Raw genomic sequence first — 25,960 nt, 5'->3', positions numbered from 1 at the left:
TTCTATGTAAGTGTCTGTCTTCAGTGATTACAGCTGCCTCGTGCTTAGTCATGTGCGCCTTGTGTCTGCTGCTTGTTGTTTGGTGAGTGGTGTCTGTAGAGTGTTGACTTGTGACTGGTTACTGGTGACTGGTGACTGGGGACTGGTGACTGGTGACTGGTGACTGGGTAATCAATTTGATGTTTCCCAATCAACTATCAACTATCAACTATTATCACCAATTTATTTTTCCCATTCTGCTGTCAGTTGGCGGAAATTATACTCATTTGCACCAGGATGGCAACTAACACAACTACCCATTGTTACAGGATTTGGTAATTCTACACCAGGATGTAAAGCTTTAAAATAACGTGATCTGTTTAAACGATAGGGTGTTTCTTCGTCTTGCAGTTGCACACGGGAAAAGGTAGAAACATATTTCCATACTAAATTGCGTTGTATTCCTATTAAGGGCGTAATAGTTGCGCCATAGTGCTGGGAGTCTTCCAAGATATTTTTCCAGGTTTGGGTAGGAAATACCTCTGGTGGTAAAGCTAGATGACAGGTTGAACAGTTTTCTATATATAATTCTTTTCCTAACTTATATTGTGCGCGTACTACGTCAACTGTACCAATTTCCGGAGGGTTTGCTGCTTGGGTGCTGGTGGCTAGACCTAGTATAAATCCTATGGCGACACTCCAACCGAAAATAATCAGCATGACTATCAGTAGTTGGCGTTTGAGTTTTTTGTGGGATGATTTAGGTTTAAACATACTAGGCATAAATAGCATTATGGTAAAAGTGAATATTTTGGTTTTTGTATACACCTGATATTTAGATAGATTTTATTATAATTTGTTGCATTAATTTCTATTTACTTGCAGGTTTTATCATTCCTTTCAAAAAGTGGAATACCATAATCTTCTAAAAAATCCTGTGCTAATGCTTGCCAACTGGCATTTAATCTAGGGTAAAATTCAGGAGTACAAACATAAGCTTCTAAATTTAAACCTGCATAATTCCTTTCTAGTTTATCATCAAATAAATCTATAGTATTTTTTAATTGTCTAATCGCATCTACTCTATTTTTGTTTACCTTCTTCAAACTGGTTGCATTTAATTTGAACTCTACAAAACAGAAATAACTTTCATCAAAAAATACAAAATCACAATGAGAATCACCAAATCCTAAAAGTCCCTGTTTACCATCAATAGGAATAAAAGCAACTCCCGTAGCATGAATGATATTAAATAATTTGCTGCTATCAAAACCATGAATTATAGTTTCCACACCATTGATTTTTAGAATAAATGTATTATCATCGAAATCAATACTGACAATGATAAAAGATTGTCCTTTATAGTCTATAACAGAAAACTCTGCTCTCAATTCTATTTGTAGAATATTAGGAAACTTAGGAAACGCATTTGATAGCAGTTCTTTAATATCGTCAAATTTGCTCATTTTCTTTTAAAAGTTCTAGCGTGGATACTGTATAAAGTCTGAAAATCACCACCCAAAATTTCGGAAACAGTATCCAGATAATTTTGTTGAATAGTACCTTTTTCAGTATTAAAAATAGACTCACAATAATGCGTTGTTTCAGAAGATTGATTACCTAATGAATAAGCTGAAAAATCTTCAGCTTGTAACCAACAATCTTTAGGGATTATTTGTGTTACTTCAACTTCTGCATCGGGATTTTTGACAACTACTCTATTCGCAAATAGAAGATTATTAAAAACTGTAAGTACATAAGGACTATGAGTGGTGATGATGAGTTGATTATCATCATTTTGATTAACCATTAAAGATAATAACTCAATCAGTTGTTTTTGTGCAATAGGGAATAAATGGGCTTCTGGCTCTTCCAATATTCTTAATATTTTGGTATTATCAAGAATATTCAGGAATATATCTTGTAAAATCCTTATAGATTCTTGCTGTCCTGATGAAGCATTAGAAAGATGAACATACTCTCCTTTTTGAGTGTTAAATATAATTTTTTCTCCCCAATTATCAATCCTGTATTCACCTTTTATTATTTCATCTATTCGGTTTTTGATACCATATAATTTTTGTTGTATATTTTCATCATCTTCATAACTTTCAATTAGTCCCTCAAAATTATCAAATTTTTTGAATGTGTCTTTAATTCTCGCAACTTTTTCCATAAATTTCAACATTAAAGTTTCATCTATTGTTTGTTGCTTACGCTGAAATGCTTTCTTGTTATTTTCCCTTTTCTCATTTTCCTCTATTGGTTTATTCCTATTTTCTTCTAAACTATTTTGAATACTTGCCGATAAGTATCTTTCAAAAAAATCAGAATAACTTACTGTCGCATTTCTACCTGCAATTACAAACAATGAATCTGTTTGATTACTTTCAAATAATTCATTCAACAACTTAGAAAGCCTTTGAGCATATCTAATTCTATTTTTCTCATACGTCAATTGTTCGTAAATATTGTTTGTACTTAAATCTTGTTGAAGAAGTTTTTTAATATTGCTTACAGAATTTTTAAAATCCTCATTAAAGAAATTATCACTGAATCGAGAATCTAGTTTTTTCTTATCATTAAGGGTTAATCTCAACCATTTATCTTCTTCAAGACTATAATAAAATGTTATTTCAAAATCAGGTAAGTGTAATGTAGAACCGAAAAAGTCGTAAAATTTTTCTCTTAGGGGAAACATAATATCACGCAGTTTATCAAAATTCGCTTTTTCTGCATCCTGATATATTTGACTAAACAAATCATCTCTTAGTGATTTAAAAAAATAAATCAATTTAGCAATAGTGCTTTTACCGCTTGCTTGTTCACCAATTAAAACTAATACTTTTCTAACTTCAATCTCTGCATATTCAATAGCACCGAAGTTTTTGATAATAATTTTCTGCATGATTATAAACTGTCGTTTTATCCAATAAATTTATTATAGTTGTAACAGGTGCAAGATGTAACTATACAAAAACAAACTTTTACATCTGTCACCTGTTACCTCTCACCTTTAAGGAATAGCAACCGATCGCAATATCCGATCAACTATCGTTTTCGCATTCCTTCCCCCTCTAGGAATCAAACGATGACTCAAAACATAAGGCGCTAAAAACTTCACATCATCGGGTATTGCATATTCTCTACCTAATATAAAAGCTAATGCTTGGGCAGCTTTTTGTAATGCCACACTACCACGAGGACTAACACCTAAAGTAATTTCCTCATCCTGTCTCGTAGTTCTCACCAATTCTAAAATATATTCTTGTAAAGATGTTTCTACTTTTACCTGTGAACAAAGTTGACGTAATTGTGCAACTTCTTCCAAAGTAATACAAGGTTGTAAATCAGTAACTTGTACACCCTCCTGAAGATTTTGCAACATTTGTAATTCTTCTGTTTCCGAAGGATAACCCAAACTCAAGGAAAGCATAAACCGGTTTGTGCTTCTGGTAAAGGAAATGTTCCTTGGTATTCGACGGGGTTTTGAGTAGCAGTTGAAATTTACCATCTACAGAACGCGCTAAAGATTTCGCCAGCAAGGTTTTACCAACACCAGGTACATCTTCTAATAAAGCATGACCACCACCAAGCAAAGCAACTAAAACCAAGCGTACTGCTTCATTTTTACCAACGATGGTACGAGCCAGATTTTGGGTTAAAGCGTCAATTTTTTCTCTCATTCTCTTTAGGTAATTGGTAATTGGTAATTGGTAATTGGTAATTGGTAATTGGTAATTGGTAATTAATTTATTCTTCCCAGTCACCAGTCACCAGTCACCAATCACCAGTCACCAGTCACCAATCACCAATATATATATTGTTCCCCAGTTATCATTCAAATTCAGTATGTCCTATTTAAAATTTCTTTGGCTATGGTGCAGTCAAGTTGAATTTGGGTTTTCAGAGCTTCTATATCAGCAAATTTTTGTTCTGGGCGTAAAAATTTGACTAACTCTACCACCAATGTTTTACCGTACAAATCACCAGACCAATCAAATAAATGTACTTCTATTGTTGAGTATGTACCGTTGATAGTGGGACGGTTGCCAATATTCATCACGCCTAATTTTACGCCTAATTTTTCCACAGGAGCGGTATCAGGGGTTTCACTGTGAATGAAAACCCGCACAGCGTAAACTCCCAGACGGGGTAAAAATTTATCTTTTGGAAGTTGCAAGTTAGCAGTAGGAAAACCAATGGTTCTACCTAATTTTTGCCCTGTTATCACCACACCAGTTAAACTATAAGGTCTTCCCAGTAAGCGGGTTGCTCTAGTCATATCTCCTAATTCTAAACTTTGGCGAATTGAGGAAGTGCTAATACGACCATCTTCTGTGAAATCATTGGGGATATTATCAGTATTGTTGGGAAAATTTACTGTATCAGTTTGTATGGGAACTATTGTTACAGGTATATTGTACTGAGCAGCGATAATTTGCAAATCTTTGGCGTTACCCATGCGTTTTTTGCCAAAACAGAAATCTTCCCCAACACTGATTTTTTGACATTGCAGTTTTTGGACAAGGATTTTTTTGACAAAATCTTCTGGTGATAGAGCAGATAATTCTCTATCAAAGGGTAATAATACCAGTTGTTCTACACCTAGCGATCGCAGTTGTTCGACTTTTTCATCTAGGGGAGTTAACAAAGCACGGGGTTGACCAGTAAAAAACTCCTGGGGATGAGGATCAAAGGTAACAACCGTTGAATATGTATGGTTTGGGGATGATGGTACGGTTAATAATTGAGAGGGATGATCTGGTGAGTATTTTGGTAATTTATCCCCATTTCCCCGCCCATTTTCACTTACTGCTGAATGCAAAATTGGTTGAATTACTCTTTGATGACCAAGATGAACACCATCAAATTTACCAAGAGCAACAGCAGTTGGTGTTAGTAGCTGTTCAGTAGAAGCAGCAACCCACATAGAACACCCCCAAAAAAAACAACCAGCCTCAGACAAATTTAGCACTTGGATTCAGGGATTTTAGGTTTATTTTCGTTATCAGCGTTTGCCAACCTCTGCCTTTTAGACGTATTTGAGGCTTGGAGCAGGTGTAGGGTAAGGGGTGCAGGGTGTAAAATTAGCAGACCCATTACCTTGTTTACCAATTACAAATTAGTAATTATCCTAAAAAATTACCTTTTTTAACATTTTTGAATAAGTATCGTCTTGGGGAAGTTATATCTTGTCCAATGATGACGGTCATCATTTAAGAACTGTTCTCTCTCACACTTGTCAAGAGTCACCTATCACCTAAACGATTATTTTATAACTTACGTAAAGGTAATGATTTAGAGACAGCATCTAATACAGGAACATCCAGTATTAATCCCTCTCTGGCCATAATTGCACCAGGAAATTTCTCCGCTGCTTGTTTACCCACATTATCTAAAAAATCATCATTGTGGGCAGGATCATGGTGATAAATGACCAATGTTTTCACGTTGGCTGCTTGGGCTATTTTCACCGCTTCTTGCCAAGTAGAATGTCCCCAACCAATTTTTGGTGATTTAGCCCAAGAGTATTCTTCATCAGTGTAGGTGCAATCATAAATCAAAATATCGGCATTGCGTGATAGCCTGAGGACATTTTCATCTAATCTATCAGGAAAATGTTCTGTATCTGTGATGTAAACGGCTGCTCCACCACACCAGTTAACTCGATATCCTACGGCTTCACCTGGATGGTTTAAATGTGTCGTTTCTATGGTAATGTCCTCAATGTGAATTGGTTCACCTGCTTTAACAGTATAAAAATTCAAGTTGGCCTGCATAATCTGCAAGGGTACAGGGAAGTTGGGATGAAGCATTTGGTCATTGAGACGTTGCTCAATGGTTGAGCCATCGGGGGCGATCGCACCGTAGATATTAAATTTATTTCCTTTGATAAAAGCCGGAGTAAAGAATGGAAACCCCTGTAGATGATCCCAATGGGAGTGAGTAAAGAAGATATGACCCTCTACAGGCATTTGGGACAGTAAAGATTGTCCCAAAACGTGAACTCCTGTACCACAATCAAAAATCAAACGTTTACCCCCCACTTGCATGGCAACACAAGGGGTATTACCTCCATAACGGACGGTGTGTGGACCAGGACAGGGGATACTACCCCTAACGCCCCAAAACTGCACTGTAAATTGATTCTCTATCCTAGACATGGTTGTTGGTTGCTGGACTGAGCGGGCGATAAATCAAAAAAATGCTGCTTATTTTTCTAGTTTAAAGTGTAAATTTTACGGTAATGGTTTTAATTTAGACTTGAGTCTTTGGAAATACAGAAAAATTTAAGTAAAGTTAAATTTCCATGTAGACAATTTATGCAGTCCATTGGCATAAGTAAGATTGTATTGCAAAGGAGTAATACTAATGAAATTTTTACGGATAACTTCTACATCTATGGGAATGTGTGGGGGTAAATTTAACCCTGGTGGTGGTTCGACATCTTCTAAAACTTCTCCAGTTAACCAGTAATAAGTTTTGCCACGGGGGTCAACTCGCTTATCGAAAACGTCAACATAGCGACGCACTCCTTGACGAGTGAGAGTGACACCAGCTATTTCTTCCCAAGAGATTGGGGGAATGTTGACGTTAAGTAACATTAAATCTGGTAAGGGTTCTACTGCCAGATGGTCTACTAGCAGTTTGGCAAATTTGGCAGCTGGCTGAAAGTCTTTGTGTGTATGACTGGTGAGACTCAAAGCAATACTAGGAACGCCCTCAATCATACCTTCCATTGCTGCCGAAACAGTTCCAGAGTAAAGAATTTCTGTTCCTAAATTCGCACCTTGGTTAATTCCTGATAATACCAAATCTGGGGGGGAATCGAGTAACGCCCACAATGCCAATTTTACACAATCGGAAGGTGTACCGTCACAAGCCCAAGCATTAACAGCAGGATGAAACAGGGCTTCAACCATTTCAGCGCGAATTGGTTGATGTAAGGTTAATCCGTGTCCAGTTGCCGATCGCTCTCGATCTGGACAAACTACACTCACTTGATGACCAGCTTCGGCTAGGGTGTTGGCTAAGGTGCGAATACCTAAAGCGGAAATTCCATCATCGTTGCTTATTAGTAATTTCATCTGTTATTGGGGAAAAGGTGATTGGTAATTAATAATTAGTTCATGGTCTGTTGTCAGTGTTTTTGGTAACAACTGCAAAAAAAACTTTTCTCATGCTCTCTAGCTTCTAAACTGTAAACAGAGGAAAGTTTCACCTTGTGGCATTGACTGGTTTATGGCACATTGCTAAGGTTAATTGTCCTTTGTCAGTTGTTGGTTGTTTGTATTTTGCCACTGACTACTGACTACTGACCACTGACCGAAAAATTTTAGATTTTGGATTTTAGATTGTGGATTGAGAATTTTCGGGATAAACTCGGCCTTTTCAGGGCAGAATTAATCCAAAATACTCTCTGCGCTGCCTACGCTTCGCTAACGCCAATCTAAAATCCTCAAGCTCCACATTTTAGGGTGGAGTAAATCCAAAATCCAAAATCGTAAATCTAAAATTGATTGACCCCTGACTAATAATTAATCACGAATGACTAGCAATTTAGAGGAACAACTTTTAGTATTACGGCAGGAAGGAGAAACAGCGATCGCTGCTGCTGATACCCTAGAACGCCTGGAAGAACTGCGAGTTAACTATTTGGGCAAAAAAGGTCAACTGGGGGCGCTGTTACGCAGCATGGGACAAATGAGTGCGGAGGAACGTCCTAAAATTGGGGCGATCGCCAATACAGTTAAGGAAGCTTTACAAAACAGTCTTGACCAGCAACGCACCGCTTTAGAAACTGCCCAAATTCAAGCACAGCTAGAGTCTGAAACTTTAGATGTGACTATGCCCGGTATTTATCGTCCCCAAGGTCGCATTCATCCCCTCAATGGTATCATTGACCAAGCTCTAGATATCTTTGTCGGTATGGGTTACACTGTCGCCCAGGGGTCAGAGATGGAAACAGATTACTACAATTTTGAAGCCCTCAACACCCCTCCTGACCACCCAGCCCGTGATATGCAGGATACTTTCTATTTGCCAGATGGAAATTTACTGCGGACTCACACCTCATCGGTGCAAATTCGCTACATGGAAAAAGAAGAACCACCATTTAAAATTGTTGCCCCTGGTCGAGTTTACCGCAGAGACGATGTAGACGCTACCCACTCGGCTGTTTTCCATCAAATTGAACTTTTAGCAGTTGATGAAGGTTTAACTTTTACAGATTTGAAAGGCACGGTAAAGATATTTTTACAAGCGATGTTTGGTGATTTACCCATTCGTTTCCGCGCTAGTTATTTTCCTTTTACCGAACCTTCTGCGGAAGTTGATTTACAGTGGAATGGGCGCTGGTTAGAAGTAATGGGTTGCGGTATGGTTGACCCCAATGTATTAAAATCTGTGGGTTATGATCCAGAGATTTATAGTGGTTTTGCTGCTGGTTTTGGTGTAGAACGTTTTGCGATGGTTTTACATCAAATTGATGATATTCGCCGTTTGTATAATAGCGATTTGCGCTTTTTAAGGCAGTTTTAACTAATTATCAGTGGTCAATAGTCAGTAGGATAACCACTGAAAAACTGACTAATGACTACTGAATAATTTTTACAATGAACACAAATTTCACAATTATCAATTATTCAAAGAGGATTTATTGATATTGAGTAAACCTTTGACTATTTATATGGATTCCTGTTGTTTCTGCCGTCTTTTAGACGATCCCATACAGTATCGAGTTCGGTTAGAAACTGAAGCAGTAGTCTCAATTCTAGAATATTGCGATCGCGGCGATTTAGTCTTAGTCAACAGTGATGCTCTAGAGTTTGAGCTTCAAAAAATTCCTGATTCTGGTAATCGTGATCAGATTTTAGCTTTTTTAGGTGCAGCAAATATCTTTGTTGAGTCAAATGAAGATATAAGCTGTTGTGCATTTAATTTATATAAGGTTAACAGGCAAGATGCCTGTTCCACAAGACTTAAGAATATTAAGATTATACAGTTTAGCTGCATAACAGCTTAGAATCTAGAGCAGAGATTTTATGTGGACTAGGTTTTACTTTATATGATTCATTAGACATCTCCACAATAGAATGTATTAATTTGTCATAAGTTGTAGGGGCGAAGCTTATGGGCGATAATTTAACGGAAAAATCAGACATCTAGATATCCCATAAGCTTCGCCCTGCCCCCATAAATAGGTTCCATAATTTCTTTTCTGGAGATGTCTATTGCATTTAGCGTTTGCAGAAGCAGCGGCAGTAACAGTCTTTCTGACGACAGATGATCGACTGTTAAGAAAAGCAAGGAATTATATTAATGATGTTAAAATAAATGTGGCTAATCCCGTCAATTGGTTAATGGAAAATCAAAAGTTAATTCAGGAGTTTTAAAAATGAAAGCCAGTGAAATTTCCAGAAGAGGCTACCAAGCACTAATCCAAGAATTAGGTTATGGTGGTGCTGCTAGATTTTTACTAAGATTTGAATCCGGTTTTGGAGATTATACAAAAGATCGTCATCAATGGCTAGATCAATTAACAATGGATGACTTTCGTAATTATATTCAACAAAAACGCCAACAAAAATAAAGGTAAGTATTCAGCTATCAGCGGACAGCAGTCAGCTTTTTAAAGGTTACGCCAAAAATCACGCTAGTGATAATCTACGGTTTTATTAAATATTCTGACTCCTGACTCCTGACTCCTGAATTATTACAAATAAAGTAATCATTTTTTACAATTATCACAATGTCCACAACGCAAATTTTCCGCTTCTTTCCCAAACCCAAAAGCAGTTAACAAAAACTGCCAACGACATTTTTTACTATACAAATATTCACTCATCTGTTTAGTAGCTTGTAATTGCATTTGTGGCTGTTTTCCCGACTTTGCAGAAATTGTATAATGAAAAGGATCAAGCCATTGTAATTGTCCACTACTATGAAGTAAAGAAAGCGCCGTTGCACCATCAGGAAATTGTTTAATTACAGATGTTACTTCTCCTTGTTTTGGTAACTGTTTCGCTAACTGTTGTGCTTTTTGTTGTTGTTTCAATATTTGTTGTTCAAAAAACTGCTGTCTTTGCTTATCTTCAGCATCTAAAAAACCCGTTGGTTCACTAATTAAAGTTAACGCTTCCGCTGGTTTTCCATCTCTTCCCGCACGTCCAATTTCCTGCACATATTCCGATAATAAAAGTGGTGCTTGAAAGTGAATCACCCAACGGACATCTGGCTTATTTATCCCCATTCCAAAAGCGCAGGTACAAACCACAAACGGCATTTTTCCATTTAACCAACTTGCTTCTACTGCGCGTCTTTCTGTTGCACCTAAACCCGCATGATAACTAGCAGTATTATACCCTAATTCTATTAACCATGCTGCTAATTCTTCACTATCTTTACGAGTTCTCACATAAATCAAACCTGCTTGATTTTGGTGATTTTTAATGAACTTTAATAATTGTTGTTTTCTGCCTTTTGGTGTCCAAGCAATACGCACATTAAGATGTAAATTATTCCGGTAAGGATTGAGTTTATAACTATCAGGTTTTTGTAATTGTAAAACTTCAGAAATTATCTTTTGTGCAGCAGGATCAGCAGTTGCAGTAAAAGCTGCTATACTAATTTTTGTACCCGGTGGTTTTGTTTTTAATAAAGCTGGACGTACAGCACCCAAACGTCGATAAGCTGGACGAAATGTATCACCCCACTGCACTAAACAATGGGCTTCATCTAATATCAAACCATTAATTTGTAATTGGGGATGAGATAATCTTTCCCACACAGGAGGACTGAATAAAGTTTCTGGTGATAAATATAATAATCTTAATTGTTGTTTTTCTAAAGCTTGCAAAGTTGCCCGACGTTGATAAGTAGGTAGTTCACTATGTAAAAGTGCAGCTTTTTGATTTCGTTGTTTTAGTTCTTCTACTTGGTTTTCCATCAATGCAACCAAGGGAGAAACTACTAAAGTTAAACCGGTTTTTAATAGTGCAGGAAGTTGAAAACAAATTGATTTTCCCCCTCCTGTGGGCATAATAATTAAAGTGTCTTTTTGGGATAATAAACTTTTGACAATTTCTCCCTGTGGAGGACGAAAATCATCATAACCCCAGATTTGTTTTAATGCAGTGCGGAGTTCTGTTAATGATGTAGTGGAGTGATTCATAGAAAAATTTAAGCCTAAATCATTATTTTATGCAGAAATTTGATTAATGCCTACTTGATAAATTACCTGTTCTCGTACTGAATTTGCAGCCGCTACAGCTATTTCTTGCCAATCGCTATCTAATAGTAAAATACTTAAAAGTGACTTTAATACATCCCGATTAGATATAAATTCGTAAATATTATATAATTCATCTTGCTTTAAAATATCTTGCAGTCCTGATAAAGCCACAGGTTCAGGTAATTGAAGTCTTTGAATCAAACATTTCTGTGCTACTTCTAAAGCTGTTTTTTCCCCTATACCCAAATTCCATTCTTGTAAAAGTAACCGCAGTTCTCGGTTGAGTGATACGCGCAACTGTGTCAACCTTCCAAACATTCCAGGATTTTGCAATAAAGCGGGAACTGCTAAACCCCATTCTAACCCTGCGGTTACATCACAGTCAGTTTCATCTTCAATTTCAATTGCTTCTTGAAGAGATGTAGGATTAAAAAGTATGTCAATAGCTGCTGCTACATTGTGATTATTATTCATAAATTTTTTCCTATATTGATATTATTGTTGTAGTCTCAAAATACCATATTCAAAGTATGTCAGATTCTTGTATTCTTCATCAACACCAAGATTGAGCATATTTTGGTTTTCATAAAATCGTTCCGCAGTCTGTAGTGAATGCAGTCCAATTCTCCCACCATAACCTAATTCTACACTTCTCAATCTTGCATATCTTAATAATGCAGTACCAACACCTTTGTATCGTGGTGGACGTTGGATTTCTTTACGATTCCAAGGTGCAGAGGTAATGTACTGGATATATACTAATTTTTGTCCCATTGCCAAACGTGAACCATGTAATTGGGTTTCTATCATCATTAACCCTTGAGTACAATCTTCACACTCAAGCGCATAACCTTCTTCGTTGTCTTGTTTGCTAATATATCCCAGTTTAAATAACCAATCCCAAAACTTATCTTCTGCTTGAACAACCCGCAATTGTTCGCGCCATAATTTTTCATAATCATCAATGTGCTTTTTAGACAGTTCAACAATATTAGCGTTAACAGGTGAATTGTCTATACCTCTATTTAGCTGAATAAACCTAAAACCTTGATATATCAAAGGTTAGAGGCTGATAAACAGGAAAAAAGTGCAAGGGTTTTGAAGGGTATACCGGAAAAAGTGTGCATTTTTTGGGATTTCAAGAGATGGCAAAGAAATTTTCAAATCTCCTCCTGACTCCTGACTCCTATGCCCTCACGGAAAGACTTTCTCAGCAACCCCTATTTAGTGGTTATATGTTGCTAACACGGGATAAAGCTAAGAAAGATGATTAAAGATAATCAACAATAGTAAATAACCTCTACTCAATCAACCCAGGTAGGGGTTTTTCTTTGGGAAAGTTTTTTTAGTTTAGAATTGAAATAGCAGTAAGCAGAAATATTAGCTAAAACCAAAATAACTGTTTTTCATGAAGCACAAAATATAACATGGAAGAACTACTCGAACTCAGACAACTTCTAGAACAGGGTAAAATTCCTGAAGCATTAATATTAGTGGATGAATTAGAAGAAATGAGCCTCAGTGATAAAATCAATAAAATTGATAGTTATGGTGTAATTCTTCTCATCCATTTAATTAAACAAAAAGCTGAAAAACGTTCTACCCGTTCTTGGGAAATATCTATAGAAAATGCAATACGGGAAATCAATAAAATCAATAAACGCCGCAAATCTGGAGGTTATTACTTAAATCAAACGGAATTAATGGAAATTCTCCAACAAGGATATCAAGTAGCACTCAAAAGAGCAGCTTTAGAAGCATTTGGAGGATGTTATGAAACAGAAGAATTAGCAGCTATGGTACAAGAATCAGAAATATTAACTGATGCTTTGGAGTTAATTCAAAAATAGATACCTGGTGGTAAATAATGTAGAGACGTTTCATGAAACGTCTCTACACCTTCTACGCTGTCACTTCTTCCTTCACGGTTTGCTGTAATGCAGCATACAACCTATTCAGGGCATTCACATAAGCCTGAGCCGATGCCACAATTATATCTGTACTGGCTGCATGACCGGAAAATACACGGGATTCATAACGTAAACGAATTGTTACCTCTCCCAGAGCATCAATTCCCCCGGTTACAGATTGCACAGAAAACTCAATTAAATCATTAGGTACATTCACTACCCGATTGATGGCTTTATAAACAGCATCCACTGGACCAGTACCGATTGCCGCATCGGTTAATTCCTGTCCGTCAGGTGTCCGCAGGGTAACAGTTGCGGTGGGTTTGGCGTTGCTACCACAGGAAACTTGCACCAATTCGATTTTAAATAAGTCCGGTGCTTGTTTAATTTCGTCGTTAACGATCGCCTCTAAATCCCAATCAGAAATTTCTTTCTTTTTGTCCGCTACTTCTTTAAACCGAATAAAGGCTTTATTTAAGTCATTCTCTGACAACTCAAATCCCAATTCTTTTAAACGAGTACGAAACGCATTTCTACCTGAGTGTTTACCCAATACTATTTGATTATCTGTCAACCCAATCAATTGGGCATCCATAATCTCATAAGTGAGTTTATTTTTCAACACTCCATCTTGATGAATCCCAGACTCGTGTGCGAAAGCATTAGCACCCACAATAGCTTTATTCGGTTGTACCAGCATTCCTGTCAAGCTGGAAACCAAGCGGGAGGTTTTATAAATTTGCTTGGTGTCAATATTAGTTAATGATTCTTCAGAATCAGCAGGTCTACCAAAGAAGGAGTTAAAATATTGCCGTCTGACGTGCAAGGCCATGACTAATTCTTCTAAAGCAGCGTTCCCGGCTCTTTCCCCAATACCATTGATGGTACATTCTAGCTGTCTTGCGCCGTTTTTCACAGCTTCCAGGAAGTTGGCCACAGCTAAACCCAAATCATTATGGCCGTGGACGGAAATAACCGCCTGATCAATGTTGGGGACGTTTTCTTTGATACCTTTAATCAAAGCGCCAAATTCGCTGGGGGTGGTGTAACCTACGGTGTCGGGAATGTTAACAGTTGTTGCACCAGCAGCGATCGCCCTTTCCAAAACTTGATACAAAAATTCTGGATCGGATCTACCAGCATCTTCAGGGGAAAATTCTACATCATCGGTGAAGCTTTTAGCATAAGCTACCATTTCCTCAGCGATCGCAATTACTTCTGGTCTGGTTTTCTTTAACTTATATTGCAGGTGAATATCAGAAGTAGCAATAAATGTATGAATCCTCCCCTTAGCTGCTGGTTTGATCGCTTCCGCTGCGGCTTTGATATCATCGTGTCTAGCTCTAGCTAAACTACATATCACTGGACCATCTTCTAAACCCACAGTCTGGGCGATTTTGCTCACTGCTTCAAAATCACCCGGACTCGCAAAGGCAAAACCAGCTTCAATTACATCTACACCTAAACGGGCTAATTGTTTGGCAATAATTAGCTTTTCGTCTATGTTTAAGGTCGCTCCTGGACACTGTTCTCCATCTCGCAGTGTCGTATCAAAGATGATAATTCTGTCTGCTTGACTGCTCATTGGTTTTGGGTTTTGGTTGGTTGAGTTGTGACTGTGGGCTTAAAATACCTTGAACTTTATTAAAAAGAATAAAGGAGTCAGAATAGAGAATTTAGAATAAATTATATACGACTAGCTTATTTATAAGTGGGTTGAAGATACCTAGCAAATCTATGATTTGGTAGTTCTAACTTTTGGTGATGCTTCGCCTCAATAATTTCTTCTCACTCCTGGTTATAGACTCCTTCTTCAGTTTTTAACTTTTGCTTTGTAAATAATTATTAATTTTACTAAGCTTCGGTCTTTTCTATTTGGTCTCTAATATCGTTCAAGTCTATATATCTATCCGTAGCATTACGCAATTCTCTAGCTATCATTCCTTCTGTCGATACCACTGTAATATGCGTATTTTTGGAACGTAGTAGCTCGATCGCTCTTTCAAAATCTCCATCTCCACTGAATAAAACTACTCGGTCGTACTGGTCAACGGTATTGAACATATCAACAACAATTTCAATATCTAAATTAGCTTTTTGTGAATAACGGCCAGAGACATCATCATAATATTCTTTGAGAATTTTAGTCCGTACTGTATATCCCAAACTAATGAGTGCATCTCGAAAGCCACGTTGGTCTTGTGGGTCTTTTAAGCCGGTGTACCAAAAAGCATTGATTAATGTTGTCTCAGGTTGTTCGTTCTTAAAATATTCTAACACTCGTCGCGGGTCAAAAAACCAGCCATTTTTTTGTTGAGCATAGAACATATTGTTTCCGTCTACGAAAATAGACAGACGATTCATTGGCAAAACCATAGAAATTTACACCTAAATAATAGATAAGAATGTAAGATTGAACAATAGATTATAGCAATTCTTAATTGACAAGCTCGCTAATATCTATAATGGTAGTTATCATGTATAGCTTTTATCTTACCTCTGGCAAAGCATAAAATTGCCTGAAACATTGCTCGCACATTAAATTTGAGTCCTGGGAACTGAACCTGTTTCACCTCCGATTCTTGCAAATACAGCCTGTAATCAAAATCTACCAATAAAAATGACCCAGTAATGGCATTTTGATCTGTATATCAGTCAAGTTTACTCCTAAAGAGGTATGGTATGGGGCTTTAGTTAGGATTTAGACAGATGTCCATTTATAGATTTTTTCATCAACATCAGGGTTTTTTACTGGTAAGTATAAATGATGACTTACGCAAAACAGAACCAAAGCAGGGGTAATTCATGAATTACCCCTAGGCAAGAATCAGGTTTTTAGTCCAATCTTGCTTAAATCCTATAAATATTACTTTTGATGGGAAAAATCTCCTTGAATATTATCTGTCATTGTATAAACTATGTCAAGAAAATTTAGAACTTTTACTGACAGGCAGATAGAATTTTTCTCTAATGCTTCCCCTTTGATTTAGTGAAATTTATGGATAGGATATAATCTCAGCGTAACCGATTGCAAAGGTGCAACAATCATTGATGGGAATTGGGAATTTAGTCAAACACCAGGCTAGAATGTATTTGTATGATGCATGCGTAGTGGCAAATGCACCAATGCAAGTTTGGTATTAATTTAAGCATATTAGTAAAAAGTAGTGTATGTATTTTCAGTTGTTAAGAGCCTGGAGAGAAAATTTTTGCATTTATAATCATTTTCCCCTTCTTCACTCTCATAAGTAACCTGTCAACTGTCACCTAGTGCTTATTTCAGTAGCTTTTGCCAAATAATTTGCTGTTATTTTGCCAAGGGATACAAAAAATGTCCCAATTTTTGCCAAGATAATAAATAATATTATTTTGCAAAAGTTCACTTGGCAAAAATCAGCATGAGTGAAAAAACCATAGAAAATTACGGGAAAAGTTTTCTCGTTCTCATTTTGCCGATATCGTTTTTGATTGTTTTCGTCGTCAATACTTGGAGGTTTTTGCTGATAGGCTTGTTGCTGCTGATGGTTTTCAACCTTTGGCATCAATACAGATGGGAAAAGTGGGGTGAGCAAGTTAACCCTCTTTTTTATCAGTTGATTCGGGAAAACCAGGGAAAGATCACACCTGTTGATTTAGCTCTCAAAGGTAATTTTTCTGGGAATCAGGCAAAACGCTACTTGGCGGGTAAAGCAAAGGAATTTGGCGCTAGTGTAGTGGACTCAGAAAGTGAGAGTCCTTCCTACTACTTTATAACTGCCAGTATTTTGGGTGACATATTTGATAGTAGTGAATCAGTGGAAAAACTTCCTCCTCGGTCTGTGACGAAAGAGGCGCGATCGCTCTTAGCTCCACCTCCTCTCATTCCACAGGAAGAAGAACAGCAAAAGCAAGAGCAGGAAGAATTACAACCAGAATTATTACCTGAGTCCACAGATGTAGCAACTCATCAGGAGGTACAAAAACCTCTGGAAGAACAGTTAGTTTTTGGTTCTCTGATTCAATCTGAACTAGCCAAGCGGTTGGGTGTTTATTCCAGTACAGTTTATAAACGAAGGAATGACCCAGATTTTCCTGAATGGAGTCGCAGCCGTGATCCAGATGGTATTGCTTGGTCTTATTCTCGTAAGTCTAGGGAGTTTTTCCCTTTGGAAAATTAGGGACTGGTGACTGGTGACTGGGGACTGGTGACTGGGGACTGGTGACTGGTGACTGGTGACTGGTGATTGGGGACTGGTGACTGGTGATTAGGAGGATGAATAACCCAATTACCCATTACCCATTACCTATTACCTATCACCTATTCCCTATTCCCACTGCTTCACTGATGGAATTTAAGCCGTTTTCTTCTAGTTTGGTTAACAAACCGGCAAGAGTGCGGCGCACCATCATTGGTCCTTCATAAATCAAACCTGTATAAACTTGGATGAGACTAGCACCTGCTGTAATTTTTTCCCAAGCATCCTCAGCTGTGAAAATGCCACCAACGCCAATGATGGGTATCTGTCCTTGGGTTTTTTGATAAATAAACCGTATGACTTCCGTAGAACGTTGGCGTAATGGCGCTCCGCTAATGCCTCCGGCTTCTTCTTGAGGTGTTTTACCGGTTTTTTCAATGATTTGGGTTTTTAGTCCCTCACGGCTGATGGTGGTGTTGGTGGCAATTATTCCCGCTAGTTTATAGGTTTTGGCGAGATCAATAATGTCAGCGATGGCTTCCCATTCTAAATCCGGTGCTATCTTGACAAATAAGGGTTTTTGTGCCATGTTTTCTGTTTGCAGAACCTCCAAAATTTGACTGAGCATTGCTGCATCTTGGAGCGATCGCAATCCTGGTGTATTAGGAGAAGAAACATTAACCACAAAATAATCACCTAGATTTTTCAGCAAGCGAAAGCTTTCTAAATAATCTGCTGCTGCCGTTTCCAATGGTGTAATTTTAGACTTACCCAAATTTATGCCTATGGGTATTAACCGAGATTGTTGCGGATCAAGCATTTTTAATCTCATTGCCATTGCAGCAGCACCAGCATTATTAAAACCCATTCGGTTGAGGGCTGCTTGATCTAAAGTTAAGCGAAACAAACGGGGAGGAGGATTGCCTGGTTGTGCATGATAAGTAACAGTACCCAATTCAGCACAACCAAAACCAAAACTAGACCAAAAATTAGCACCTACTCCATCTTTATCAAATCCCGCAGCCAAACCTAATGGGTTAGGAAAATTTAACCCGAATAGATTTTGTTCTAGCCGTGTATCATAGAGGCACAAAGACTTTTGTAGCAGAGAGTTCAACCATCTAGCACACTGATGATAGCTGGCTTCTGACAGCAAATTCAAACTACTAATTGCCTGTTGGTGTAACCACTCTGGATCTGCTTTTACCAGAGTAAATAAAAAAGGACGAATTACTGCTTTATAAATATCCAATCTGAGTTAATATCTACCAATTATTACAACAACTATGATCAGATGCCAAATCCAGGATTAATCTGAATTTTTTTCAGGCATCTTCAATAATATTAACCCAAGTTGCTAGTTAGGAATAGCAGTTAGGAGTCAGGAGAAAGAATGAATTATGATGGTGTTCCCTGCTTTTTTGCTATCTACTTATCCTTGTTACTTCGATTTGAGAGCCTTTCTTGCATCATTAGCAACTTACGTTAGTATATGGTGACAGGTGACATTAGAGACAGGAACTGGGGACCATTGACTGGGTAATCAATTTTATTTTTCCCAATCAACTATCAACTATGAATTATCACCAGTCTAAAATCTAAAATCTAAAATCAACATGGGACGTACTCGTTCTAAATCTGACCTGCCTGAAAAAATCTGTCCAGTATGTCAACGTCCCTTCACTTGGCGAAAAAAATGGCAAGATTGTTGGGATGAAGTTAAATATTGCTCAGAACGTTGTCGTCGTCGCCGTTCTCAGGCTAAAGACGATAAATAATTGACAATTGACAATTGATAACTGATAACTAATAACTGTTAAAACTACACAGAAACAAATAAATGACTTTACAAATACAACCTAAATTAATTATTCATGGTGGGGCTGGTAGTTCTCTCCAAGGAAAGGGAGGATTGGCATCTGTCAGGCGATCGCTGCATACTGTAATACAGGAAGTATACTCACTATTGATCACAGGCGCAACTGCTTCTGATGCTGTAGTCCGGGGTTGTCAAATGTTGGAAGATGACCCCCGCTTTAATGCAGGTACTGGTTCTGTATTACAATCTGATGGTCAAATCCGCATGAGTGCTTCTCTGATGGATGGTACATCAGGGCGGTTTAGTGGTGTAATTAATGTTGCACGGGTAAAAAACCCGATTGAAATGGCGCTATTTCTGCAAAATTCCCCAGATCGGGTATTGTCTGATTACGGTTCCTCTGAGTTAGCACGAGAGTTACAAATTCCCACCTATAATGCTTTAACTGATTTGCGTCTTAACGAGTGGATGCAAGAACGGGAAGATAACTTTAAAAGGACAATGGCTGGAGTTGTCGCTGAACCGGAGATGGCAGAAATGTCTAATGCAGGACGGGGTACAATTGGTGTAGTCGCCTTAGATGGCTATGGTCAATTAGCCGCTGGTACTTCCACAGGTGGTAAAGGCTTTGAGCGCATTGGGCGAGTCAGTGATTCTGCTATGCCAGCAGGTAATTATGCTACTCAATATGCAGGAGTAAGTTGTACTGGTATTGGGGAAGATATCATTGATGAGTGTTTAGCCGCTAAAATTGTCATCCGGGTTAGTGATGGAATGTCTTTAAAAGAGGCGATGTTGCGCTCATTTACCGAAGCTAGTAAAAATGAACGGGATTTGGGTGCGATCGCTCTTGATGCTACTGGGGCAATATCCTATGGTAAAACCAGTGAAGTTTTACTGGCTGCCTATCATAACGGTGATACCATTGGCGATACATTAGAATGGAATGATGGCGAATTGATTGGTTATTGCTAAGTATTAAAGTAGCCATTCATTCATGAAACGCCCAATACAAGAGGGTTTTACTTCTGACTCCTGACTCCTTTACGGGCGAAGCATTCAGGTGATCAATTCTCGATTTTTCCCCAATATTTTTGTCCGAATGCTTCGCCCCTACTGACTCCTGCTATAGTGGTGGATCTAAATCCACTACTAACTTAGCTCCTGCTTCCTGCTACAGATAATCAACAGGATCTTTTAAACCCAACTGTGCAAAAGCAGCTAACCGCAACCGACAAGAATCACAAACCCCACAAGCTTGATCACCACCAGCATAACAAGACCAAGTTAACTCCCAAGGTACATCTAACTGATTACCAAGTTGGATAATTTCCGTTTTTTTCAAATTAATTAGCGGTGCAATAATATCAATAGGTTGTCCTTCCCGACCTTGTTTAGTTCCCAAACGGAACACTTCTTGCATCGCTTGGATATAATCAGGACGACAATCAGGATAACCAGAGTAATCTAAAGCATTAACACCAATGTATACACGTTGTGCGCCGATAGTCTCAGCATAACCCAAAGCAAAACTTAAAAAGATAGTATTCCGGGCAGGAACATAAGTGACAGGAATACTTTGTGACATTTCATCCAGGGAACGTGCTTGAGGGAGAGCGATCGCCTCATCCGTCAAAGCAGAACCACCCCATAAGCGTAAATCAAAATTAACTATCTGATGTTGAACAACCCCTACAGACTGCGCTACAAACATAGCTGATTGTAACTCTCGGCGGTGTCGCTGCTGGTAATCAAAAGAAATGGCGTAACATTCACAACCATCAGCCCTAGCTTGATAGAGAACCGTAGAAGAATCCAATCCGCCAGACAATAGAATTACAGCTTTCATCATGCAAAAAAAATCTCAAAAAATCCCTAACATCAATCTCACCCAAAAGGTGAGACAATCAACAAAATGCAACAAACAAAAAATTAAATTCAAAATGCAAATCAAAATGCAAATCAAAATGCAAAAAACAATTTACAGTATCGTTGGCAAAATTTTTACAGACAACCTTGCAGCCAATTACAGTCACTGATAATTTTACGGAAATTAGAATGTCATAAATTTATCCAGCAGCGAAGGAAGTAGTTATCTGAGTTATTAATTACCTAACTGCCATCCGAAAGCTACCACGTAAGTATTTTTGAGATGGTCAGTCAATAAAAAAACACATATTCTTTTGTGTCAATTATAAACCATAGGAAAATTAATAACTAACGATCCAAAAGTTAGCAAGATAGTGGGAACTGAACATAAACTTTGAAATTCTTCATAAATAGAACCACTATGTTACCATCTGGATGGTTTTAGACGGATCACACTTGGCAGTTCAGTATAAATGCCAACGACCGTAGCGTTTTTAAATTTGGTGGTTGAGGAGAAAATAATAGTGCAAAATAGCATATCAGTGGCAGAACCAAATCTATATTCACAGCGCAACCAGCCACGTGCAATCCGCATAGGCGTGATTGGGGTGGGTAACATGGGACAACATCACACCCGCGTACTCAGTTCAATGAAAGATGTTGAACTGATAGGCGTTTCTGATATCAACGTTGAACGAGGCTTAGAAACTGCCAGCAAATATAAAGTCCGTTTTTTTGAAGATTACTGTGATCTGCTACCCCATGTAGATGCAGTGTGTATTGCTGTACCCACTCGCTTACATTATGCCGTAGGCATCAACTGTTTGTTAGCAGGAATTCATGTTTTGATTGAAAAGCCAATTGCTGCCAGTATTTCCGAAGCAGAATCACTCGTCAACGCCGCCGCTGAGTCTCAATGTATTTTGCAGGTAGGACACATTGAGCGTTTTAATCCAGCCTTTAGAGAACTGAGTCAAGTCCTGAAAACAGAGGAAGTCTTGGCCTTAGAAGCGCATCGGATGAGTCCTTATTCAGCCAGGGCGAATGATGTTTCAGTCGTGCTGGATTTAATGATCCATGACATTGATCTACTTTTAGAATTAGCTGGTTCACCCGTAGTCAAATTAACAGCGAATGGCACTCGTTCCCTAGACTCTGGTTATTTAGATTATGTGACTGCCACATTAGGCTTTGCCAATGGCATTGTCGCCACTCTCACCGCCAGTAAAGTCACTCACCGTAAAATTCGCCGCATCGTCGCCCATTGCAAAAATTCATTTACTGAAGCCGATTTCCTCAAAAATGAAATTTTGATTCATCGCCAAAATACCAATCCGCATAACGACCATCGGCAGATTCTGTATAGGCAAGATGGTTTGATAGAAAAAGTCTATACTAGTAACGTTCAACCTTTAAGCGCAGAGTTAGAGCATTTTGTTAACTGTGTACATGGAGGTAATCAGCCTTCTGTGGGTGGTGAACAAGCCCTTAAAGCTCTGAGATTAGCCAGTTTAATTGAGCAAATGGCTGTAGAAGAGCGGGATTGGAACCCATTAGAATGGGAATCCGGATCGATAGTACAATCATTAACGCCAACTGTCTAGAATAGGTGACTGGGGACTGGTGAATGGTGACTGGGGACTGGTGACTGGGAAGATTTATTTCTTTAGTAGATACAGATTTTTAAGGATTAATTTCCTAATTACCAATTACCAATCACCAATCACCAATCACCAGTATGCTCGAATGGATAACCAAGACCATTAGCTCTTTGGGATATTTAGGAATCACCCTGCTGATGTTCCTAGAAAACCTTTTTCCCCCCATACCTTCTGAATTGATTATGCCATTGGCAGGATTTACGGCCAGTCCATATCAACCAGGAGTAGCAAAGCTGAATATAATAGGTGTGTTTTTATCCGGACTTTTGGGTTCTGTCGCGGGCGCACTGATCTGGTAAGATCCTGGTAAGTTTTTGGGGGAACGACGCTTAAAACAATTAGCTAACAAGTACGGTAGATGGTTGACTATATCTAGCGAAGATATTGATAGGGCTAAAGGATGGTTTAACAGACATGGGGAAAAGCAGTATTAATTGGTCGTATTGTACCAGGAATTCGTACTTTGATTTCTGTTCCCGCAGGTATGAGCAATATGCCCTTGTTGCCTTTCTTATTTTACACAACTTTGGGTAGTGCTGCCTGGGTGGCTTTGCTCACATATTCCAGATACTGGTTAGGAATCCAGTATGAACTTGTGGAGAAATACCTTGCCCCTGTATCTAAAATTGTCCTGGGAGGTCTATTGGTAGTATTCTTAGTTTGGGTACTCAAGCGCCAAAGTCGAGAAACTCGCAGATGAATATAGTTCAGTTTTCAATATATGGCTGCTGTAGAGAGGTTTCGGCGGCTAGTAACGGAAATATCTCCACTTTCCACTGGCTATATGTGAAAATTTTGCCTGTACAATAAATCCAAAATAATGTTACATTTCCAATCGCCTACAATAAATTTTGCCGTATTTCTAGCTACACTTGACCCATCTGAAAATTTTTTTGATCTTGTATTTTTGTAAGATGGGCATGATAACTTTTTACAGTTACGTCACCACATAGGAGCTTTCATGACAGACCAACCACCCGTAGCTAATCCGATGAACGCTGCTGCTATACCCATGAATCGAGTAGCATCAGCCCCTATAAACAACAATGTTAATAAGCCAGCCTCAATTTCGGGTAAAAACATTCTCAGCGTTGATTTAGGTAGAACATCTACCAAAACTTGTGTCAGCCGCGAACCTGGCAATGTTGCCTTCATCCCTTCCAATGTCAAGCAAATGTCAATTGAACAAATACGTGGTGGGGTGTTTGAATCTAAGGCAACCGATCCTTTAATGGATTTGTGGATGGAATATCAAGGCAAGGGCTATGCTGTAGGACAGTTAGCAGCAGACTTTGGTGCAGGTTTAGGAGTTGGACAATCTAAGGTAGAAGATGCACTGGTCAAAGTATTGGCAGCTGCTGGCTACTTTAAACTCAAAGACGAAATTTCCGTTGTCTTAGGTCTGCCTTTCCTGTCCTTGGAACAGTTTGAAAAGGAAAAAACCGCTTTAATCAGCCAAGTAATGGGTCCCCATGTCTTCAACTTCCGTGAGGAATCTTTGTCGTTAAATATAACTAAAGTTTGGGTGATGCCAGAAGGTTACGGCAGTCTGCTGTGGTCTGAAGCTCAACCTAATAAAACCCCCTCATTCCCTGATTTTACCAAAATATCAGTGGGAATTGTCGATATTGGACATCAAACCATTGATTGTATCATGGTGGATAATTTCCGCTTTGCTAGAGGTCTTTCTCAAAGTGAAGACTTTGGCATGAACAAGTTTTATGAACTGGTAGCTAATGAAATAGGAGGGACTGATAGTCAATCTCTAGCACTGATTTATGCGGTTAATAAGCCCAAAGGTGAGCGTTTTTATCGTCCTAAAGGTGCAAGCAAACCCACTAACCTAGATGATTTTCTGCCGAACCTCACAGAGCAGTTTTCACGCGAAATTTGCGCTCGTGTGTTGGCTTGGTTACCAGAACGTGTTACAGATGTAATTATCACTGGTGGTGGTGGTGAGTTCTTCTGGGAAGATGTACAACGTCTGCTCAAAGAAGCTAAGATTAATGCCCATCTGGCTGCACCCTCCCGCCAAGCTAACGCTTTAGGTCAATATCTTTACGGAGAGGCGCAATTGTCTGCTTCTGCTGTTCGCGCTGCTAGGTAATAAAACTGATGTTCCAATGGTCAAAAAAGGTAGTTAAATCCGTCACTTTCAATCCAGAAATTGGTGATGAGAGCTTGTTAGCACAGGTAGAAAGTTACTTGGAGGCGCAACCAGAAAAGACTTTCAGTGACCTCTGTAAAGAGGCTCTTTGGCAAGCTTTATGTGTACCGGACTCTGTACGACCTTCTCCGAATACAGCAGCACTACCGATGGAACAACAACTCGGTGAGTTGCAACGTCAGATAGCTGGACTTGAGGAACGTTTTTTTGCTAAGGAATCCAATCGTTTGCAGGTGATGGAAAGCCAGATATTACAACTTAGTCAACAAGTTGCACAATTGGCAATCATGGTCAATCAAGCAGCATCTTTTCAACCCGCAAATTCATCTATAGCAACGGTAGAAGTAGTTAATGAAACTGCTTCTACTCCCGATCCTACTCCCCAAGAGGTCGACCCTGTAATCAGTCGCCTGAGTTCTTTGGTTGATGATTTCTAAGGAAAAAGCCAGTTAGCAATTGATAATTGATAATTGATAATTGACAATTGTTTAACTCAAGGCTTTCGCCGTGAGCGTCAGCCGAACGGTTTAAAACCTCCCCTTTCAAAGGGAAAAAAAGAAAAAAATTCCGCTTTTTTGCTCCTCTCCCTTCAAGGGAGAGGTAGTTCTCGATTGTTCATTGTTAATTGTCCATTCATTATTGAATAAGCGTTTTTACAAGATAGATCGGGAAGTGTGAGAAGTTTACTAGTGACACCCAGAATTTTTTTGGATTTTCTGGGTGTAATCTTTTTTAGGAGGCAGGAGGCAGGAGAAAGATAAATAGGGTTTGCTGAAAAAGTTATCTGTGAAAGCTAGGTGACAGGTTACAGGTGCTACGCCACGGTGACAGTTTCAAGAGTTGGATAGGAACGATTTTTTCTTTAAGTAGGAATTAAGTGCAAGGTTTTTCAGTTGCCACCTCATAAAAGCTGGCACTTTTTGAAAGCACTTCGGCTTACTTCGACACCGCTCAGGACAGGCTCAGTACAAGTCGCTCAGTACAAGTCAAAATAGCTAAAACCCTTTACCTGTAAAGTTTTCGGATTTATATGGCTAACGCCACGCTACGCTATCAGCAAACCCTAAATATTTCCTGTTTCCCCAGTTACCAGTCACCAGTCACCAGTCACCAGTCACCAGTCACCAGTCACCAGTCACCAGTC

At 38.7% G+C, this 25,960-nt stretch carries 25 protein-coding genes and 2 pseudogenes; 12 read left to right on the top strand and 15 right to left on the bottom strand.

Going from position 1 to position 25,960, the window contains the following annotated elements; genetic code table 11:
- Window positions 1–44 precede the first annotated feature (44 nt).
- The 8 genes and pseudogenes from FFR48_RS28965 to surE form a co-directional block, all read right to left on the bottom strand.
- Complete coding sequence (locus FFR48_RS28965; RefSeq protein WP_201277602.1) at window positions 45–194, bottom strand: hypothetical protein; 150 nt, start codon at window positions 192–194, stop codon at window positions 45–47.
- Between the two features lie 28 nt (window positions 195–222).
- On the bottom strand, window positions 223–762 hold the full coding sequence (locus FFR48_RS10575; RefSeq protein WP_137667346.1) for a cytochrome C: 540 nt from the start codon (window positions 760–762) through the stop codon (window positions 223–225).
- 92 nt (window positions 763–854) lie between these two features.
- On the bottom strand, window positions 855–1,445 hold the full coding sequence (locus FFR48_RS10570) for a hypothetical protein (protein WP_096572195.1): 591 nt from the start codon (window positions 1,443–1,445) through the stop codon (window positions 855–857).
- Window positions 1,442–2,887, bottom strand: coding sequence for an AAA family ATPase (locus tag FFR48_RS10565; RefSeq protein WP_137667345.1), 1,446 nt, complete (start codon window positions 2,885–2,887; stop codon window positions 1,442–1,444). Before FFR48_RS10565 ends, FFR48_RS10570 begins: the two co-directional genes overlap by 4 nt.
- A 108-nt stretch (window positions 2,888–2,995) precedes the next feature.
- Window positions 2,996–3,665, bottom strand: a pseudogene (locus FFR48_RS10560) (AAA family ATPase).
- Window positions 3,666–3,826: 161 nt separating this feature from the next.
- The gene (locus FFR48_RS10555; protein ID WP_371851438.1) at window positions 3,827–4,912 is read right to left on the bottom strand and encodes a bifunctional riboflavin kinase/FAD synthetase; all 1,086 of its coding nucleotides are present in this window, start codon (window positions 4,910–4,912) and stop codon (window positions 3,827–3,829) included.
- 343 nt (window positions 4,913–5,255) lie between these two features.
- Window positions 5,256–6,146 carry an MBL fold metallo-hydrolase gene (locus FFR48_RS10550; RefSeq protein ID WP_137667343.1) on the bottom strand — a complete coding sequence of 297 codons (891 nt, stop codon included), beginning with the start codon at window positions 6,144–6,146 and terminating at the stop codon, window positions 5,256–5,258.
- A 126-nt stretch (window positions 6,147–6,272) separates the two neighbouring features.
- Window positions 6,273–7,070: a 5'/3'-nucleotidase SurE gene (gene surE, locus FFR48_RS10545; protein ID WP_096572199.1), complete on the bottom strand. Its 798-nt coding sequence runs from the start codon at window positions 7,068–7,070 to the stop codon at window positions 6,273–6,275.
- Between the two features lie 460 nt (window positions 7,071–7,530).
- Here surE and pheS point away from each other — a divergent pair, with 460 nt between their 5' ends.
- The 3 genes from pheS to FFR48_RS10530 all read left to right on the top strand — a co-directional run bounded on the left by pheS (window position 7,531) and on the right by FFR48_RS10530 (window position 9,574).
- Entirely contained in the window at window positions 7,531–8,523 is a 993-nt protein-coding gene (gene pheS, locus FFR48_RS10540; protein WP_096572200.1) for a phenylalanine--tRNA ligase subunit alpha, read from the top strand.
- A gap of 136 nt (window positions 8,524–8,659) precedes the next feature.
- On the top strand, window positions 8,660–9,007 hold the full coding sequence (locus tag FFR48_RS10535) for a hypothetical protein (RefSeq protein ID WP_137667342.1): 348 nt from the start codon (window positions 8,660–8,662) through the stop codon (window positions 9,005–9,007).
- Window positions 9,008–9,379: 372 nt separating this feature from the next.
- Window positions 9,380–9,574: a hypothetical protein gene (locus tag FFR48_RS10530; protein WP_137667341.1), complete on the top strand. Its 195-nt coding sequence runs from the start codon at window positions 9,380–9,382 to the stop codon at window positions 9,572–9,574.
- 138 nt (window positions 9,575–9,712) lie between these two features.
- On the opposite strand, the gene FFR48_RS10525 is transcribed toward FFR48_RS10530, so the two are convergent.
- From FFR48_RS10525 to FFR48_RS10515, 3 genes are read right to left on the bottom strand one after another with little or no spacing between them, the layout of a single operon-like run.
- Window positions 9,713–11,155 carry a RecQ family ATP-dependent DNA helicase gene (locus FFR48_RS10525; protein WP_137667340.1) on the bottom strand — a complete coding sequence of 481 codons (1,443 nt, stop codon included), beginning with the start codon at window positions 11,153–11,155 and terminating at the stop codon, window positions 9,713–9,715.
- A 27-nt stretch (window positions 11,156–11,182) separates the two neighbouring features.
- On the bottom strand, window positions 11,183–11,689 hold the full coding sequence (locus tag FFR48_RS10520) for a hypothetical protein (RefSeq protein ID WP_137667339.1): 507 nt from the start codon (window positions 11,687–11,689) through the stop codon (window positions 11,183–11,185).
- 21 nt (window positions 11,690–11,710) lie between these two features.
- Complete coding sequence (locus FFR48_RS10515; RefSeq protein ID WP_236104046.1) at window positions 11,711–12,274, bottom strand: GNAT family N-acetyltransferase; 564 nt, start codon at window positions 12,272–12,274, stop codon at window positions 11,711–11,713.
- A gap of 86 nt (window positions 12,275–12,360) precedes the next feature.
- On the opposite strand from FFR48_RS10515, the gene FFR48_RS30065 reads away from it, so the two are divergent.
- Window positions 12,361–12,489, top strand: a complete 129-nt coding sequence (locus FFR48_RS30065) for a hypothetical protein (protein ID WP_268932425.1) — start codon at window positions 12,361–12,363, stop codon at window positions 12,487–12,489.
- Between the two features lie 153 nt (window positions 12,490–12,642).
- Window positions 12,643–13,065, top strand: a complete 423-nt coding sequence (locus FFR48_RS10510) for a DUF29 family protein (RefSeq protein ID WP_137667338.1) — start codon at window positions 12,643–12,645, stop codon at window positions 13,063–13,065.
- Window positions 13,066–13,117: 52 nt separating this feature from the next.
- On the opposite strand, the gene FFR48_RS10505 is transcribed toward FFR48_RS10510, so the two are convergent.
- Complete coding sequence (locus FFR48_RS10505; protein ID WP_137667337.1) at window positions 13,118–14,710, bottom strand: 2-isopropylmalate synthase; 1,593 nt, start codon at window positions 14,708–14,710, stop codon at window positions 13,118–13,120.
- Window positions 14,711–14,979: 269 nt separating this feature from the next.
- Entirely contained in the window at window positions 14,980–15,501 is a 522-nt protein-coding gene (labA, locus tag FFR48_RS10500; protein WP_096572205.1) for a low amplitude/bright protein LabA, read from the bottom strand.
- Between the two features lie 1,022 nt (window positions 15,502–16,523).
- On the opposite strand from labA, the gene FFR48_RS10495 reads away from it, so the two are divergent.
- Window positions 16,524–17,282 carry a hypothetical protein gene (locus FFR48_RS10495; protein WP_137667336.1) on the top strand — a complete coding sequence of 253 codons (759 nt, stop codon included), beginning with the start codon at window positions 16,524–16,526 and terminating at the stop codon, window positions 17,280–17,282.
- 136 nt (window positions 17,283–17,418) lie between these two features.
- Here the strand turns inward: FFR48_RS10495 and FFR48_RS10490 are convergent, their stop codons facing one another.
- On the bottom strand, window positions 17,419–18,552 hold the full coding sequence (locus FFR48_RS10490) for a quinone-dependent dihydroorotate dehydrogenase (protein ID WP_137667335.1): 1,134 nt from the start codon (window positions 18,550–18,552) through the stop codon (window positions 17,419–17,421).
- Between the two features lie 364 nt (window positions 18,553–18,916).
- On the opposite strand from FFR48_RS10490, the gene FFR48_RS10485 reads away from it, so the two are divergent.
- Both FFR48_RS10485 and FFR48_RS10480 read left to right on the top strand, forming a co-directional pair.
- On the top strand, window positions 18,917–19,078 hold the full coding sequence (locus FFR48_RS10485) for a DUF2256 domain-containing protein (protein WP_096572208.1): 162 nt from the start codon (window positions 18,917–18,919) through the stop codon (window positions 19,076–19,078).
- 62 nt (window positions 19,079–19,140) lie between these two features.
- A complete protein-coding gene (locus FFR48_RS10480) occupies window positions 19,141–20,094 on the top strand; it encodes an isoaspartyl peptidase/L-asparaginase (protein ID WP_137667334.1) in 954 nt (317 codons plus the stop codon).
- Window positions 20,095–20,293: 199 nt separating this feature from the next.
- Here FFR48_RS10480 and queC read toward each other — a convergent pair whose 3' ends face one another.
- The gene (queC, locus tag FFR48_RS10475; RefSeq protein WP_137667348.1) at window positions 20,294–20,968 is read right to left on the bottom strand and encodes a 7-cyano-7-deazaguanine synthase QueC; all 675 of its coding nucleotides are present in this window, start codon (window positions 20,966–20,968) and stop codon (window positions 20,294–20,296) included.
- 544 nt (window positions 20,969–21,512) lie between these two features.
- Between queC and FFR48_RS10470 the strand changes: the two genes are divergently transcribed.
- The 4 genes and pseudogenes from FFR48_RS10470 to fcmC all read left to right on the top strand — a co-directional run bounded on the left by FFR48_RS10470 (window position 21,513) and on the right by fcmC (window position 25,253).
- Window positions 21,513–22,592: a Gfo/Idh/MocA family protein gene (locus FFR48_RS10470; RefSeq protein WP_137667347.1), complete on the top strand. Its 1,080-nt coding sequence runs from the start codon at window positions 21,513–21,515 to the stop codon at window positions 22,590–22,592.
- Window positions 22,593–22,726: 134 nt separating this feature from the next.
- A pseudogene (locus FFR48_RS10465) lies at window positions 22,727–23,349 on the top strand (DedA family protein).
- A gap of 261 nt (window positions 23,350–23,610) precedes the next feature.
- Window positions 23,611–24,756 carry a filament morphology actin-like protein FcmB gene (gene fcmB / locus FFR48_RS10460; protein ID WP_137667333.1) on the top strand — a complete coding sequence of 382 codons (1,146 nt, stop codon included), beginning with the start codon at window positions 23,611–23,613 and terminating at the stop codon, window positions 24,754–24,756.
- A gap of 8 nt (window positions 24,757–24,764) precedes the next feature.
- A complete protein-coding gene (fcmC, locus tag FFR48_RS10455) occupies window positions 24,765–25,253 on the top strand; it encodes a filament morphology membrane protein FcmC (protein ID WP_096572211.1) in 489 nt (162 codons plus the stop codon).
- Window positions 25,254–25,960 lie beyond the last annotated feature (707 nt).

This window comes from Sphaerospermopsis reniformis (assembly GCF_005402885.1).
In the GTDB taxonomy this organism is placed as follows: domain Bacteria; phylum Cyanobacteriota; class Cyanobacteriia; order Cyanobacteriales; family Nostocaceae; genus Sphaerospermopsis; species Sphaerospermopsis kisseleviana.
This window is presented reverse-complemented; position numbering and strand designations above follow the sequence as displayed.

What these genes read in the sequence shown, in the direction of transcription:
- FFR48_RS10575 (WP_137667346.1), bottom strand. Translation starts at nt 762, where the DNA reads ATGCCTAGTATGTTTAAACCTAAATCATCCCACAAAAAACTCAAACGC.
- FFR48_RS10570 (WP_096572195.1), bottom strand. Translation starts at nt 1,445, where the DNA reads ATGAGCAAATTTGACGATATTAAAGAACTGCTATCAAATGCGTTTCCT.
- FFR48_RS10565 (WP_137667345.1), bottom strand. Translation starts at nt 2,887, where the DNA reads ATGCAGAAAATTATTATCAAAAACTTCGGTGCTATTGAATATGCAGAG.
- FFR48_RS10555 (WP_371851438.1), bottom strand. Translation starts at nt 4,912, where the DNA reads ATGTGGGTTGCTGCTTCTACTGAACAGCTACTAACACCAACTGCTGTT.
- FFR48_RS10550 (WP_137667343.1), bottom strand. Translation starts at nt 6,146, where the DNA reads ATGTCTAGGATAGAGAATCAATTTACAGTGCAGTTTTGGGGCGTTAGG.
- surE (WP_096572199.1), bottom strand. Translation starts at nt 7,070, where the DNA reads ATGAAATTACTAATAAGCAACGATGATGGAATTTCCGCTTTAGGTATT.
- pheS (WP_096572200.1), top strand. Translation starts at nt 7,531, where the DNA reads ATGACTAGCAATTTAGAGGAACAACTTTTAGTATTACGGCAGGAAGGA.
- FFR48_RS10530 (WP_137667341.1), top strand. Translation starts at nt 9,380, where the DNA reads ATGAAAGCCAGTGAAATTTCCAGAAGAGGCTACCAAGCACTAATCCAA.
- FFR48_RS10525 (WP_137667340.1), bottom strand. Translation starts at nt 11,155, where the DNA reads ATGAATCACTCCACTACATCATTAACAGAACTCCGCACTGCATTAAAA.
- FFR48_RS10520 (WP_137667339.1), bottom strand. Translation starts at nt 11,689, where the DNA reads ATGAATAATAATCACAATGTAGCAGCAGCTATTGACATACTTTTTAAT.
- FFR48_RS30065 (WP_268932425.1), top strand. Translation starts at nt 12,361, where the DNA reads ATGGCAAAGAAATTTTCAAATCTCCTCCTGACTCCTGACTCCTATGCC.
- FFR48_RS10510 (WP_137667338.1), top strand. Translation starts at nt 12,643, where the DNA reads ATGGAAGAACTACTCGAACTCAGACAACTTCTAGAACAGGGTAAAATT.
- FFR48_RS10505 (WP_137667337.1), bottom strand. Translation starts at nt 14,710, where the DNA reads ATGAGCAGTCAAGCAGACAGAATTATCATCTTTGATACGACACTGCGA.
- labA (WP_096572205.1), bottom strand. Translation starts at nt 15,501, where the DNA reads ATGGTTTTGCCAATGAATCGTCTGTCTATTTTCGTAGACGGAAACAAT.
- FFR48_RS10495 (WP_137667336.1), top strand. Translation starts at nt 16,524, where the DNA reads ATGAGTGAAAAAACCATAGAAAATTACGGGAAAAGTTTTCTCGTTCTC.
- FFR48_RS10485 (WP_096572208.1), top strand. Translation starts at nt 18,917, where the DNA reads ATGGGACGTACTCGTTCTAAATCTGACCTGCCTGAAAAAATCTGTCCA.
- FFR48_RS10480 (WP_137667334.1), top strand. Translation starts at nt 19,141, where the DNA reads ATGACTTTACAAATACAACCTAAATTAATTATTCATGGTGGGGCTGGT.
- queC (WP_137667348.1), bottom strand. Translation starts at nt 20,968, where the DNA reads ATGAAAGCTGTAATTCTATTGTCTGGCGGATTGGATTCTTCTACGGTT.
- fcmB (WP_137667333.1), top strand. Translation starts at nt 23,611, where the DNA reads ATGACAGACCAACCACCCGTAGCTAATCCGATGAACGCTGCTGCTATA.
- fcmC (WP_096572211.1), top strand. Translation starts at nt 24,765, where the DNA reads ATGTTCCAATGGTCAAAAAAGGTAGTTAAATCCGTCACTTTCAATCCA.